14 protein-coding genes are annotated in these 13,937 nt (G+C 67.8%); 10 read left to right on the plus strand and 4 right to left on the minus strand.

The genetic code is table 11. From position 1 onward, the window contains the following. Positions 1-36: 36 nt before the first annotated feature. Positions 37-531 carry a hypothetical protein gene (locus ACFHYQ_RS05205; protein ID WP_394299918.1) on the minus strand — a complete coding sequence of 165 codons (495 nt, stop codon included), beginning with the start codon at positions 529-531 and terminating at the stop codon, positions 37-39. Between the two features lie 197 nt (positions 532-728). Here ACFHYQ_RS05205 and ACFHYQ_RS05210 point away from each other — a divergent pair, with 197 nt between their 5' ends. Continuing rightward, positions 729-1,754 carry a TIGR03299 family phage/plasmid-derived protein gene (locus ACFHYQ_RS05210; RefSeq protein WP_394299919.1) on the plus strand — a complete coding sequence of 342 codons (1,026 nt, stop codon included), beginning with the start codon at positions 729-731 and terminating at the stop codon, positions 1,752-1,754. Between the two features lie 272 nt (positions 1,755-2,026). On the opposite strand, the gene ACFHYQ_RS05215 is transcribed toward ACFHYQ_RS05210, so the two are convergent. Both ACFHYQ_RS05215 and ACFHYQ_RS05220 read right to left on the minus strand, forming a co-directional pair. Next, positions 2,027-2,932, minus strand: a complete 906-nt coding sequence (locus tag ACFHYQ_RS05215; protein ID WP_394299920.1) for a phosphotransferase enzyme family protein — start codon at positions 2,930-2,932, stop codon at positions 2,027-2,029. Next, positions 2,929-4,290: a helix-turn-helix domain-containing protein gene (locus ACFHYQ_RS05220; RefSeq protein WP_512701467.1), complete on the minus strand. Its 1,362-nt coding sequence runs from the start codon at positions 4,288-4,290 to the stop codon at positions 2,929-2,931. The genes ACFHYQ_RS05215 and ACFHYQ_RS05220 overlap by 4 nt, the downstream gene beginning before the upstream one ends. A gap of 653 nt (positions 4,291-4,943) precedes the next feature. On the opposite strand from ACFHYQ_RS05220, the gene ACFHYQ_RS05225 reads away from it, so the two are divergent. From ACFHYQ_RS05225 to ACFHYQ_RS05265, 9 genes are all read left to right on the plus strand, one after another. Then, positions 4,944-5,840, plus strand: a complete 897-nt coding sequence (locus ACFHYQ_RS05225) for a phosphotransferase family protein (RefSeq protein ID WP_394299922.1) — start codon at positions 4,944-4,946, stop codon at positions 5,838-5,840. An 87-nt stretch (positions 5,841-5,927) separates the two neighbouring features. Next, positions 5,928-7,046, plus strand: coding sequence for a radical SAM/SPASM domain-containing protein (locus ACFHYQ_RS05230; protein WP_394299923.1), 1,119 nt, complete (start codon positions 5,928-5,930; stop codon positions 7,044-7,046). An 11-nt stretch (positions 7,047-7,057) separates the two neighbouring features. Beyond that, a complete protein-coding gene (locus tag ACFHYQ_RS05235; RefSeq protein WP_394299924.1) occupies positions 7,058-8,029 on the plus strand; it encodes a radical SAM/SPASM domain-containing protein in 972 nt (323 codons plus the stop codon). After that, a complete protein-coding gene (locus tag ACFHYQ_RS05240) occupies positions 8,014-8,856 on the plus strand; it encodes a creatininase family protein (RefSeq protein WP_394299925.1) in 843 nt (280 codons plus the stop codon). The genes ACFHYQ_RS05235 and ACFHYQ_RS05240 overlap by 16 nt, the downstream gene beginning before the upstream one ends. Beyond that, positions 8,853-10,070, plus strand: coding sequence for an arylsulfotransferase family protein (locus ACFHYQ_RS05245; RefSeq protein ID WP_394299926.1), 1,218 nt, complete (start codon positions 8,853-8,855; stop codon positions 10,068-10,070). The genes ACFHYQ_RS05240 and ACFHYQ_RS05245 overlap by 4 nt, the downstream gene beginning before the upstream one ends. Next, the gene (locus ACFHYQ_RS05250) at positions 10,067-11,002 is read left to right on the plus strand and encodes a glycosyltransferase family 2 protein (RefSeq protein ID WP_394299927.1); all 936 of its coding nucleotides are present in this window, start codon (positions 10,067-10,069) and stop codon (positions 11,000-11,002) included. Before ACFHYQ_RS05245 ends, ACFHYQ_RS05250 begins: the two co-directional genes overlap by 4 nt. Positions 11,003-11,026: 24 nt before the next feature. Next, positions 11,027-11,743: a class I SAM-dependent methyltransferase gene (locus tag ACFHYQ_RS05255; protein ID WP_394299928.1), complete on the plus strand. Its 717-nt coding sequence runs from the start codon at positions 11,027-11,029 to the stop codon at positions 11,741-11,743. A gap of 15 nt (positions 11,744-11,758) precedes the next feature. Then, positions 11,759-12,358, plus strand: a complete 600-nt coding sequence (locus ACFHYQ_RS05260; RefSeq protein WP_394299929.1) for a P-loop nucleotide/nucleoside kinase family protein — start codon at positions 11,759-11,761, stop codon at positions 12,356-12,358. A 255-nt stretch (positions 12,359-12,613) separates the two neighbouring features. After that, positions 12,614-13,096 carry a type 2 periplasmic-binding domain-containing protein gene (locus ACFHYQ_RS05265; protein ID WP_394299930.1) on the plus strand — a complete coding sequence of 161 codons (483 nt, stop codon included), beginning with the start codon at positions 12,614-12,616 and terminating at the stop codon, positions 13,094-13,096. Positions 13,097-13,217: 121 nt separating this feature from the next. Here the strand turns inward: ACFHYQ_RS05265 and ACFHYQ_RS05270 are convergent, their stop codons facing one another. Then, a complete protein-coding gene (locus ACFHYQ_RS05270) occupies positions 13,218-13,832 on the minus strand; it encodes a prepilin peptidase (protein ID WP_394299931.1) in 615 nt (204 codons plus the stop codon). Positions 13,833-13,937 lie beyond the last annotated feature (105 nt).

Below are 13,937 nucleotides of genomic sequence, written 5' to 3' on the forward strand. Positions count from 1 at the left end.
ACGAGCGAAAGCCTTCGTCCGGTGTTCGCTGTCAGGTCATCCTGTGCTGATATGTGGGCAGGGTGGGCGCTGCTGGTAGCCGCCGGGTACGTCGGTGCCCACAGTGGACCAGAACGGCCGTGAGTCGGTGAAGTGCCCGCCGAGGGTATGCCAGGCCAGGCCGGGGTTCTCTGCGCGTAGTGCGGCAAGCCCGGCGCTGGCCAGCCCACACCGTTGATAGCGCGGCAGGGTGTGAGGTTGCTCGACCCAGCCGAGCCGGCAACGCCCGCAGATCTGATAGTCGACGGCGAACGCGAACTCCCCGTTCAGATTGGCCGCACGCATGCGCCAACCGATCCGCTCGGCCGAGATCGTGTCCTGCCACGGCGTGCTCAATCGAGGAACGATCGGCCAGCCGTGTCGGCGGCCGAGGCGACCACCGGTGATCCATCGCAGTGTCTCGCCCCAGGGTTGGCGTCCGGATGCGCGCCCCACCTCGTGGGCCTGCCTGGCCAGGCGCAGTGCCGCTTGCCTGTCGTCATTGTCGGCCATGCCGCTCATGGTGTCAGGCCGGGGCAGGGTCAACGTGGATACGGCAATACCAGGCAGTTTGAGCCGAACCTGACGGGCGGCGCTCCCAGAAGCGGGCAGGACCGGCTTCGCTCCGCCCAGTTCTACCGACGTAACGACACCGACGGCACCGGCACCGGCTGGTGCCTTTCTCATTTCCACCGAATTGGAGAATGATCATGTCCAAGGAAACTCTGGAGTGGCTGAACGCCAACACGCTGATCGGCTTCACCGACAGGCGGGGCACGGCCTGGCACTACCGCGCCAGCATGCAGGGGGAAGAAACCAACCACTACCCCGGTCCGATCCCGGTAGACGACGTCAAGCACCGCCTGTTCGACTGGGAGGCGTTGTCCAGCCCGGTCTACGTGGAGGACCCACGCGGCGGGCTCGCCCAGGTGCCCGGCAGGCAGGCGATCGTGCGGAGCGACAACGGCCACGTCATGGGGATCTTCTCCGACGGGTACGAGCCGCATCCCTACGTGGAATGGTTGATCAACACCATCTCCCGGCTTCTCGACTCCGATCTGTCGATCGGCTCGGCCGGGCTGCTGAAGGCCGGGGCGGTCGCGTGGGTGTCTGTCGAGGTTCCGGAGAACGTGGTCACGCCCGAGGGCGTCGAGTTCCGCCCCCACCTGTTCGGCGCGACGTCCTTCGACGGATCGCTGGCCACGACGTTCAAGCGGGCGGTGACCAGCATCGTGTGTGACAACACGATGGCCGCCGGCCTGGCCGAACGCGGACAGCAGGTCAAGATCAAGCACTCGCGGCATTCACGGCTGCGGCTCGCCGAAGCCCGCGACGCATTGAACATCGTTTACGCGCTGGCCGATGAGTTCTCCACGGCCGTACGGGAGCTGTGCCAGGTCGAGGTCTCCCGGCGGGAGTGGAACAAGTTCCTGGACGCCCACGTCCCGAGGCCCGATGAGCGAGGCCGCAGCCGCACCATGGCCGAGCATAAGCGCGACACCCTGACTAAGCTCTGGGACCACGATCACCGGGTGGCACCCTGGAGCGGCACGGCCTGGGGCGTCGTGCAAGCGGTGAACACCTTTACGCATCACGAGCAGAACGTACGCGGCGCCGAGCGAGCCGAACGCAACATGCTCCGCGCCGTCACCGGAGCCATCGACGACCTCGACCAAGGCACCCTGCTCACCCTGTCCAAGATCCTGGATCGCCCGCTCCACGCCGCCGCGGCGTGACCTCGGACGCCGCACCCGTACGGCTCCCGCTACTGGAGATCGAGGCGGTTCTCCTTGCCGTCGATGGCACGATCACTACCTTGGCGTGAGGGGTGACCGGCCGGGCTTGACCACCCTTCTGCGGCGGCCGGGGCCCGGCCGGTCTCCCATGTCGGCCGGGCTCCTCGGATCCCGAAGGCGCTCCCACTATCTGGCTGAGATGCAGACAGCGAGCAGTGGTGCCCGTCGTCAAGGCGCGGGCCGCGATCCGCTGCGCGAGCTGCGCATTCGGGTCACTGGTAGGTCTGCCACCTGGCGCTCAGGTCGCGGGCCTTGAAGCTGCGCATGCGGTGTTCCCATTGCGGCCGGATCACTGGATTGCTTCGCAGGATGGGGAGCACGCTGGTGACCAGTTTGAGCTCGCGGAGCCGCCGCAGGACTGGGAAGCCTTCCCACCGGGTCACGTCGAAGCCGTACTCCTCGGCCAGCGGGCGGTGGTCGTTCACGGGGTAGTCCATGCGTAGGCTGCCGACTGCCACGGGGGTCAGGTCCCATTCGCGTGGGCCAATCGTCGTGCTGTCGAAGTCGCACAACACGGGTCCGTACGGCCCGGCGATGACGTTTCCGAGGAAGGCGTCCCCGTGGATGACCCCGGGCGCAAGCGCGTAGCTGAGGGCGGCGAGCTGTTCTCCGATCTCGTCGCATTCGTGCCGTAGGAAGGCGTGATCGTCGGCCGACAGCTCTTCAGGCTCGGCCAGGCGCTGGCGGATCTCCGTCATCGGCCGCCACCGAGGCAGGTCCGGCGGCGGGTCGGTCAGGGTGTGCAGGCGCCGCAGCAGGACCCCCAGGTCAGCGCCACCGGGGCGCGGCCCGACCTCGGGTACGTACTCCCACAGAGTGATCATGTGGCCGTCTACCTGCAAGGGCTGCTCGACATCGGCCAGGAGCCGGACTGCGGGGAAGTCGTGGCGCGCCAGCCAGCGGGCGACTTTCACCACGGCCGGAACGCGGGTGCGCGCCGCCGTGGACCCGGCGATGCGCACGACGACGGGCGCCCGGTGGAGGCGGAAGACAGCGTTGTTGGTGAACTTGATCAGCTCGGCGTCGCGGGAGGGGAGCCCTGCGCGGGTGCAGGCGGCATCCAGTAGGCCGTTGAGCCGCTCGCGTGTGAGTCCGCCGGCGTTGGTGGTCGTCATCATGCCGCACGCAGTGCCGAGATCCGCTGGGCGAGGTCACGGGCATCGGAATGGTGAGCGGATCTGCTCACGGCGGCCTCCTGCAGGGGCGCCAGGCGATCTATGACCCGGCTCGACCGGATTTCGGTCGCCAGCGTGACGGCCTGGAAGCCGATGTCGATTCCCCTGGTCATCTCTCCGGCCTTGAGGTGCACGGTGGCGAGCGCGGTCAATTCGAAGGTGCTGCTGCGGGTCATGCTCAGGTCGCGGCCCGCGAGCGCTTCAGTGAGGTGTTGCACGGCGGCATCCAGATGCGCGCTGCCAAGGCTGGCGTGGACCATGCCGCTGGTAGCGGCGAGGTCGGCGTAGCCGAAGAAGTTCACCCAGGAGGGGGCGGGACGAGCGTGGGCTCGGTCAAGTTCGTCACTGGCCCGGCTCATCGACTTGAGCGCCAGTTCGGCGTTGCCGAGCAGGGCATAGGCCCAGGCTTCGTTGGCGCACAGCAGTGCCACGGTGCGTTCGCAGCTGGCGTCCTGGGCGCAGATCTGCCCCAGCTGGAAGAAGCGCAAGGTCTCCTGGACGCGTCCGCAGTGCAGGTAGACGCGGCCCATCCGGTACAGGATGTTGGCCATCAGCGAGGGATCTTTCGCGTGTTTGGCCTGTTCCAGAGCGCGGGCCAGGTGATCCCGGGCCGGTCCGTACAGGCCGATGTCGAAGGACGTCCATCCCGCCAGGTTGTGCTGGTCGGCCAGCGCCCGATGAAGCCGCCGCATGACCTTGGGGGAGCACGAGGCGCGGAGCAGCTGCTGCGACCAGGCCAGTTGCGCCACCACCGCGTCGCGGCAGACTCCGCCACCGTGCTGGTAGTCCAAGGCGCGCAGGGCGCGGGTCACCGACTCCACCTGGGCGACGTCGGCGGCTCCGATCCGTTCCGGCACGGGGGCCGCGGCATAGGGCAGGGGCTCGACCCACTGCTCTACGCTGCCTTCGATCGCGCCGACGGTCACCTGTGCGGCGTGTGCCAGTAGGCGGCGGGCCTGTTCGTCCTCATCGTCCCGCCTGGCAACGGCTGAGGCCGGCGGGGTGAGATGCGCCGAGGAGGTGGCGTAAGCCAAGCCCATGTAGCCGCGGGGGATGCCGAGGCCGTCGGCGATACGGCTGAGCACCTCGTAGGCCATGACCTGGCGGCCGTTGGCGACGATCTCGGAGATCTCCGACTGTGCCTGCCCGGTGTGTGCGGCGATCACACGCTGGGACAACCCACGCTTTCCCAGCAGTCGGAAAACTGTGGATATGTCCCGGGCGGCGAGCGCCTGTCGCATCGCCGGATGTTCCCAGACGCCGGGGTCAATGTCCTGTCCGCTTGGGGGGTTGACGTTCATCGGCGACCTTTCACGGCCGGTTGCTTCACGATCACCCTAACTGCGCGCCTGGCATCGGCGAAGAGGTATCGGCTGAGCTGATCGGTCAAGGTGATCAGCTCAGCCGATCACGTCGTGAACAGGCAAACGTATGAGGGCCGCGTCTCGCTATCCCGTCTGGTGGCCGCCCACCATGGCAGGCACGCAGAACCCTTTAGCAGACGCAGGTAACGCCGTCCACCTCCCTCAGTGATCGACTTGGAGTCTGATATGTCGGAGACCAAAGCATCCGCGGCCGACGGCCACGCCGACGCTCCTCCCGAGGTGAAAGTGACCCGGTTGGCGCCGTACCAGATCTTCGGCGCACTGCCTGGAGCTTCTGCCATCTGCGTTCCGCAGGACAGCGGATCGTGATCACGCGACGGAGGTTTCTCACCCTGAGGTGGGTCAGCCGCGAGATCCGGCAGCGCTCCGCCGTGACGAAGCTCGCGCACCACTGGAGCCCGCTGCCAGAAGACCTCGACGCGGTCGCCGATCGGAGCGGTATCGAGCACGCTGCGGAATCCGCCGGGACCGTTTCCGGCCCCGCATAAGCCGGTGTGGCGACACGGTCGCCCTGACACCTCCGGGCCGCCACGGCCAGGACTGATACGACGACCCAAGGAGAACTGACCATGGCCGCAATGCAGTGGGAGGACCTTCCGGCCGCCGTCCGCGAAGCCGTCCAGGCCCGGTTCGGTTCCGTGCTCAAGGCCGAGACCGTCACCGCGGGCATGATGCCCGGCATCGCGGCCTGCCTGCATGCCGACAGCGGCGAGCGTCTCTTCCTCAAGGCCATCCCTGGCGACAATCCGACCGCGCGCCGGTACGAGCGGGAACGCTGGGCCGGGACCGTTCTGCCGCGCACCGTGCCGACACCGCGCCTGCTGTGGTCCTCCATCGGCAGTGACTGGATCACGATGGTGTTCGAGTACGCCGACGGTCGTGCCGCTGACCTGTTGCCGGCCTCGACCGACCTGCCCGCCGTCCTGGCCACCGTGGCTCGGCTCGGCTTCCTGCTCACCCCGTGCCCGGCGATCGTCGCCCCACCCGTCACCGACAACGTCGGATTCCTCCTGGCTGAAAGCCAGCACTTGCTGGACAAGCCCGACGGGGTGCTGCCGCACCGGAAGCTGTACGCCGCCGCGCTTGATGGCTTCGACCCCGAGCACCTGACCGGCGATACGCTCTTGCACTACGACCTGCACGCCGGCAACCTCCAGGTCACCTCATCCGGAGTGAAGGTGATCGACTGGGCCTTCGCGGCGGTCGGCGCGCCCTGGATCGATGCCTTCATGCTCGGCCCACGCCTCATCGAAGCCGGGCACACACCCGAGCAGGCGGAGCGCTTGCTGGCACAGGTGCCCGCCTGGGGCGAGGCACCCAGGCGCAGCGTGAACGGCCTGCTGGCCTCCTGGACGCTGTTCCGCTTCTCCAAGGCCATGTACGGCCCTGCGGAAGGCCGCGAATTCCGAGCCCGCGCCGCCGCTGCGGGGCGCGCCTGGCTGATCTACCGCACCGCCACCACCTGATGGGAGGGAACCATGCCGCCGCACCTGCTCCAGACCTCGCCCTACCTCACCCGTGTCCAACCGGGAACCGCTGCACCGGTGAGGTACATGACCGATACCTTCGGGCCCTCGGCCCCGCAGGCCGATCCTCCTCCGCCCGGCACCGCGTTCGGCCTCGTCGGCCTGGACCGCCGGGTCATATGGCAGTCCGACCCCCAGATGCTGGACATGCTCACGGCATGCGCGCCCGAGCCCTGCGACGCCGAGCGGGTGGCGCAGCGGTTCGGCGCCGACCGGATGAGCGCGGCCCTCCAGCGTGGATGGCTCCAGAGCCCCGACGAGCTCTGCCGCGACTACCACCTGGTGTCCGGGGAGATCGAGATCACCAGCCACTGCAACTGGGGCTGCCGGTTCTGCCCGGTCTCGATGGACCCGAAGCCGCCCCGAACCATGCCGATGGACCTGTTCGAGGAGATCATCGCCAAGCTGGCCGACGTCGGCACGATCGACTACGTCACTTTCCAGCACTACAACGAGCCCACCCTGGATAAACACTTCACCGACCGCCTGGAGGTGCTCGCCCGCCACCGCATGCAGCTGGCCCTCTACACCAACGCCTCCGCGCTCACCCCGGACAAGATCGACGCCTTGCGCCGCCTTGGCGTGCTGCGGCACCTCATCGTCAACATGCCGAGCATCGATCCGGGCGAGTTCGCCGAACTGACCGCCTCGCGCAGCTACCCGCACGTCGTGCGCAACCTGGAGCAGGCGATCACCGCGGGATTCCGCGTCCAGATCGTCGTCAACGGCGCAGGTGAGCGCCTGGCCCGCAACTTGGAGGGCCTGACCCGGCGCTACGCGCCCCTGGGCGTGGAGGTCTTTCCGTCCCTCACCTGTGACCGGGCCGGCGACGGGCCCGCCGAGTACTTCCAGGACGTCCACGTCGACGGGCAGCTCACCGGGTGCGGCTGGCCGGTCCACCACGCCAACATCAGCGTCACCGGCGACATGTTCCTGTGCTGCAACGACTACTACCAGCGCGAGACGTTCGGCAACATCCGCGACGGGTCGATCCACGACCTCATGACCAGTGACGCCGCGGTGCGCCTGCGGCGGCAGGTGTTCGGCGTGGCCGATGCCGCGGCCGGCTTCCTGTGCCGCCGCTGTCACAACCAGCAGCTCGACTTCCCTGCCCGCGAGTTCCGGCCCATCGCGACCTTCGGCTGAGGAGCATCACGATGTCCAAGCCCGTGAAGATCTGGTACGTGGCCGGGCAGCGGCTGTGCAACTTCGACTGCACCTACTGCGTGTCGGTGGGCGACTGGGCGAAGAGCCGCAGGTACGACTGGCGCGACCCCGCGGACAAGGATCGCTTCGTCTCCATCGTCGAATGGATCGGGTCGCGGCCCTTCGAGGTGGCGGTGCGCCTGGGCAGCCTGGGCGAGCCGTTCGCCTCCCAGACGTTCCTCGCGCAGGCCGGGTGGCTCACCCGGCAGCGGTCGGTGCGGTACGTCGAGCTGGTCTCCAACGGCTCTCTGCTGATGCGCCGGCTGCCGAAGATGGAGCCGCTGGCGAACCTGGGCAAGCTCTCGCTGTGGCTCACCTACCACGACGGCCAGACCAACCTGGACAAGTTCATCGCAGCAGCCGCGTTCGCCCAGGAGGAGTACGGCTGCTTCGTCGTCGTGAACGCCTTGTTGTTCCCCGGCGGCACTGACGCGATCCGCCGGGTGCGCGACGCAGCCCGAGACGCAGGGCTGCGTTTCAACGTCGATCTCGGCTATGACCCCACCGCGCCGTCGGTGGCCTTTGAGTCCGACGGCATCACCGCCGCCGTACCGATGATCCGTAGCGAACCCGACGTGGTGAGCGCGGTGGAGGAACTGGGCGGCGATGCCGCGCTGACCCGGGCCGCGCTGGTGGGCCTGACCTCGCCGCAGGGCCGCGCGTGCCGGGCCGGACACGACTACGTGTTCATCGACATTCACGGTCAGGTGCACCGCTGCTCCCGCTATGCCGTACTGGAGCGGGACTGCTACGGCAACGTGCTCGACCCGGACTTCGAGCTGGACCTGCGCCCGCAGGAATGGGTGCCGTGCGCGGCGGCCCGCGGGTGCTGTAACAAGGAGGACTTCCTGAACCTGGACGTCGCCGTGACCGTGGGACTGCGTGGCGGCCAGGTGCCCAGCCTCGGATGGACCGACGCCTGACCCCGATCCGGAACCGAACTCACCCCGAGGAGACGTTCATGCTGCTGGGCGACCTGCCCTGGCCCGACTTCGCGGCCCGAGTCCGCGACGACTACACCATCATCCCCGTCGGCGCCGTTGAACCGCACGGCCCGCACCTTCCGCTCGCCTCCGACACGATGATCAGCGAATACTTCGCTCGGCGGCTCGCGCCCGCCTTGGGCGGCTACGTCACCCCCTCGATCGGGTACGGCATCGCCACGCCGCCGTACCGGCTCGGCGGGGACTTCCCCGGCGTCATCAACATCAGCGGCGCGACCTTCATGCACCTCATCACCGACGTGCTGTCCTCCCTGGCCCGCTACGGAGCCCGCAAGTACGTCATCGTCAACTCCGCGATCGACAACGTGAGCTTCCTGTGCGAGGTGGCACGGCTCCTGCGCGAGAGCGTGCCGGACGCCCGCGTCATGGTCGTCAACTGGTGGGACGTGGTCGGCGAGCGCTTCCGTGACGAGCTGGCCCGCGAGACCGGGGTGGAGCGCCGAGACGATCACCACGCCGCCATGGTGGAGTCGAGCCTGGTGATGCACATCGCCCCAGACGCGGTGCACCCCGACCGCATCCCCTGCCTCCCCGCCAGAGCAGACCAGCGGGAGCCACGCCGGATGCGCTACCACGTTTTCCCGCTGCCGCCGGACGCGACGACCGACTCCGGCATCGTCTACACCGCCCGGCAGGCCAGCGCCGAACTCGGTGCCCGAGTCGCCGACCGGGTGACGCAGAAGATGGCCGACGCGGTCCGGCTGGAGTTCGAAACACCACCCCGTCGCCCAGGAGAGCTCCTGTGACGCGATCAGCGGCTGGCGCCGACGATTCCGGCACGTCCTTCCTGTTCTCTCCATCCGCCTCCTACCCGCAGCCGTTCGCCTGCCTCATCGACCGGAACGCCCGCCTGGTGCACGCGTGGAGCAACCCGGCCGAGCAGCCGAACCCCTCCACCGACCCGCCGACCTACCTGCGCGGCTGGAACCACGTCGAGCTGGACGACGACGGCAACCTGCTGGCCATGGTGCCGCTGCAGGCGCTGCTGAAACTCGCCCCCGACTCGACGCTCCTGTGGAAGGCCCCCATTCCCGTCCACCACGATCTGGGCATCAGCCGCGACGGGAAGATCTACGCGCTCACCGAACAGCCCCGCTCGGTGCCCTGGCGCGGCGGCGAGCACCTGCTGCTGGACAACGCCGTGACCGTCCTGGACAGCCGCGATGGCCACGTCTTGACCGTCCACTCCCTGTACGACGTGCTCACCACCTGCCCCGAGCTGCGGGCGCTGATCGACGAGGAGATCGACCGCCGCCGCGCCGCCGCACCGGACAGCACCGCGCTGCTGGCGGAGCTGGCCGAGCCGCACCGCCGCCCAGCCGCCACCAGGCAGGCGCTGCGGCTGCTGCGCGACCTGCCCGGCTCGCCCAGCGACGTACTGCACGCCAATACGATCGAGATGCTGAACACGCACCCCTACGGACTGTGGAAGCAGGGCGATGTGCTCGTCTCCCTGCGCAACCTCAACCTGATCGCGGCCGTGGATCTGACGGCCCGGTCGGTAGCGTGGTTCTTCGGCCCCGGTGAACTGTCCGGCCAACACCAGCCCTCGGCGCTGCCCGGTGGAACCGTTCTGGTCTTCGACAACGGCCAGGCCGCCGGGCGATCACGCGTGCTTGAGATCGACCCCGCTACGGGAGAGATCATCTGGCAGTACACGGCCGACCCGCCGCAGACGCTGTTCTCTCCGCTGGCCGGCGGCTGCGAGCTGCTCGGCAACGGCCACACCTTGATCACCGACGCCCAGGCCGGACGCGCCATAGAGGTGACCCGCGACGGCCGGACCGTCTGGGGCGTCCAGATCCACACCACCGCCCCTACCACGGCCAGGTCCCGCGCCGAGATCTACCGGATGTCGGCCACGCGGGCATCGATCACGGACCTGGGCAGCGACGCGACGGCCCGGCAGCTGGTGCAGGCACGGCTGAAGTGCGAACTCACCCACAGGAGCACACCATGATCAGCGTGATCATCCCCACGGCCGACCGGCCGGGACCGCTGCACCGGGCACTGCGGAGCCTGGCCCGCCAGACGTTCCACGACTTCGAGGTCATCGCCGTACGCGACGGCGGCCAATGCCCGCAAGCGGTCATCGACAGCTGGCAGAACGACCTCAATGTGAGGCTCCTGGAGGTCGAGCCCCGCCAAGGCGTCTCACACGCACGGAACGTCGGCCTGGCCGCCGCCTCCGGCGAGTACGTCGCGTTCCTCGATGACGACGACATCTACCTGCCGCACCACCTGGAGAAGGCTCACCAGGTGCTGTCGGGCGGGCACACCGACGTGGTCTACGGCGGAGCGCTGGTCAGCTCCCACTGGATCGAGGCGATCCCGCGAGCCGCCGAAGGCCTCCCGCGCAAGGACTACCCGTTCGACGACGGCTACCTGGCGGTCGCCAACTACATCCACACCGGCTCAGTCGTGGCCCGCAGCTTCACCGCCTCGCTCGTGCGTTTCGATGAGGACATGTCCCACTGCGAGGACTGGGACATGTGGCTGGCGCTGCGGCGCACCCTGGGCTACCGGTTCGCCTTCCTGGGGGAGTGCACGTCCGTCTACCATCAGGTCCCGCAACGGTCCGGCGCTGTCTCGGCGGCCTACCGAAGCGCACCCACGCCGTTCACCCTCGCCCGCGCCCACCTGTACGGCAAGTGGGATGCCCCGGACGCCCTCACCTCCGGTTACCGCGACTGGTTCCGCCAGTTCGATCAGCGGCTGGACGCCTGCATCGAACGCGACGACGCACTCCCCGAGCACGTCTACGAGCGCGCCGTACGACTGCTGCACACTCATTTCACCGCCGGTGTCCCGGCCGACCCGGCGTGGCTGGACAGCCTGTTCCCGGCTCTGCCGCAGGAACCGGAACCGACCGCCGCTCTCTCGGTGGCGTGAACCGCGGGAAGCGGGAGAAAACTCATGGAGCTATCCGACAACGGTCGCGCACTCTACGACGGGTTCGCCGAGGTCTTCGCCCAAGAGGCAGCCGACAGCCCCTATAACGCTTACTACGATCGGCCGGCTGTGTTGGAACTGCTCGGTGACGTCCGTGGCCGGCGCGTCCTGGACGCCGGGTGCGGTCCCGGCCTGTACGCGGCCGAACTGCTCGCGCGAGGCGCCGAGGTGATCGGCTTCGACCAGAGTGGCGACATGGTCCATCTGGCCCGTGAACGCCTTGGTCCTGGGACGGTCGTGCGCCGGCATGACCTGGATGCGCCGCTCGACTGGCTGCCGGACGCGGAAATGGACCTGGTGCTCTTGGCGCTGGTCATCCACTATCTCCGCGACCGCGTGGCCGCGCTGCGCGAACTGCACCGCGTGCTGCGCCCGCATGGCCGACTCGTGATCTCCACGAGTCACCCGACCGCGGACTGGCTCGCAGACGGTGGCAGCTACTTCGACGCCCGGCATGTCGAGGAGAAATGGTCCTGCGGCATGCTGCACCACTTCTGGCGGCAGCCGCTGCAGCGGTGGTTCAACGAGTTCGCCGCCGCGGGGTTCGTCGTCGAACGCCTCATCGAGCACGAACCGGTCGAGGAAATGGCGCACCGCTACGGCGAGGTGTACGGCAAGCTGTCACGCGAGCCGGGATTCCTCGCCGTCCGGCTCGCCAAGGCACTGCCGTCGTACGGCTGACCGTTGAGGATGTTCATGGCTACTGGCAATCGTCCAGAGGTTCCGGTGCTGGCTGTGGTCAGCGGTCCTCCGGGTTCGGGGAAGACCACCTTGGCCCGTGAGGTGGCACGCACACTCGGTCTCCCGCTGATCTGCCGTGATGAGATCAAGCAGGGAATGGTGCATCGCGTCCCTGCCGCCGAGGCGGACAGCGAGGACCTGCTCAACCAACGGACGCTGGCAGCGTTCTTCGCCGTCCTGGAGACCCTGCTGAGAGCCGGGGTAAGTGTGATCGCCGAGGCCGCGTTCCAGGACCGGCTATGGCGTCCAGGGCTGGAACCGCTGGCCAGACTGGCAGAGGTCCGGGTGATCCGCTGTGCGGTCGATGCCGCCGTCGCCCACGAACGGATCGCCCGGCGAGCCGAGACAGATGCCCACCGGGCTGCGCACGCCGACCAAGACCTGCTGGCGGCGATCGCCGCAGGAGGGTACTCGACGGACTCCTTCGTCTGGATTTCCCTGCCCGTGCCGACACTGACGGTGGACACCACAGCCACGCAGGGCTACGACCCCGGTCTCCGGGACATCGTCGCCTTTGCTGCTGGAGCAGTGAGCAGCACGACACCAGTACCTTGAGATCTCGCCCTCCACCTTCGAGATCACCGGATAGTGGTGTGACCTGCGGTTATGCCACTGCGAGGCGTTTGCGGTAGTGATACCAACCAGTAGCCGGACGCCTGTTGGGGCTGGCAGTGAAGGCCTCGGTTCTGAGTACGCCCAGCGTGAGTGCGTCGGCATGCGGTGTCACATTAGGGTTCAGTGCCAGAGGCATGTCAGGTGACCGTCGGCTTTGACGGCACGCGATGGGGCAGCTCAGAAAAGGAGGGTCAGATGAATGAAGAGACGGCCAATCTATTCTTCGATGTCGTTGAACGGCTGGAGAAGAGCATCCTCGCTCGCGACTGCCCTGCGATCGTCGTGCTGGAGGGGGAGCGCCGCCTCGTCCTGAGTGACTACGACTACCTGCGGGATCGTGAGACGGCCGTCGCGTTCGAACACAGAGTTGCTGCGAAGGCGCTGGAGATCGGTACGAGTCGGTGGGTCTTGGCAGTGCCACAGGTCTGGATCTTCAAGCCGCCGAGCACCATAGCCACTCGCGCCGTCTCGAACCATCCCCTGCGCGAAGGCGAGCAGGAGGCCATCACGTGGATGAGCTTCGACCGTGACGATGGCGTGGACTATGGTCGGGTTGCCTACGCGCGCCGCCCAAACGGCGAACCGGTCTTCGAGGAGCCGGAGATCTTCGAGGTCGGCATACGGCCGAGGGAGAGCATGCCGGGGTTCACGCTGCTGCAGGAACTCATTGATGCGTAGCGGGGCCGTTCCCCAGGGGGGAACGGCCCCTGACCGGTTTCACTCTTTGAGAAAAAGAGAAGGTGAGATCGGTCGCACCCAGCCTACGACCACGGCGTCGTCCGTGGACAGCATTTGGCGCTCACGCCGCGAGGACGCCTACGAGGCAGCCAGCGAACAGGAACGGTCCATACGGCATGAGCGTGGAGGCGCTGCCCTTGCCCCTGATCAGCAGGGCCACCGCGCACAGGGCTGCCAGCACGAGGCCCGTGCCGATACCGAGGACCCACGCGTTCACGCCCAAGATGCCCAGTACCCCGCCGGCCAAGCCGGACGCCTTGACATCTCCCGCCCCGAGGGCGGTGTTCATCCGATGGAAGCCCCAGTAGAGCAGGAACGCGGCAAGCGCGCCGACGAGTAGCCGCACGACGATCGACCCATTCCCGCTGATCACGGCACCGGTGGTCACGAGCGTCAGGAGGACGGCGTACGAGGGCAGGGTGAGCGTGTCCGGCAGCCGTCGCGTTCGCAGGTCGATCAGGCTGAGCGCGACTCCGGCACCGGCCATATAGAGGTACGCCGGGAGAAGAGGGCCAAGCCTGATCTTCCAGCCGACAAGCCCGAACACCACTGCGGTGAGGATCTCGATTGCGTACGGCGGGCCCTTTCGTGGGGCGAAGCGATCGGAGATGGCCCGGACGACTCGCCCGGCGAGGAGTCCGACGGCGGCAGTTCCCAGGGCAACGCCGATCGTCAACACGATGCCCCCCACTCAAACAGGTGCTCGCACGAGCCGCCGTTGTCCATGTAGTGAGAGCAAATGATAACTATAAGTGATCGATCGTGTTCAAACTGTTTCGTT

Origin of the sequence: Sphaerimonospora cavernae (genome assembly GCF_042435035.1) — a bacterium.
In the GTDB taxonomy this organism is placed as follows: Bacteria; Actinomycetota; Actinomycetes; order Streptosporangiales; family Streptosporangiaceae; genus Sphaerimonospora; species Sphaerimonospora cavernae.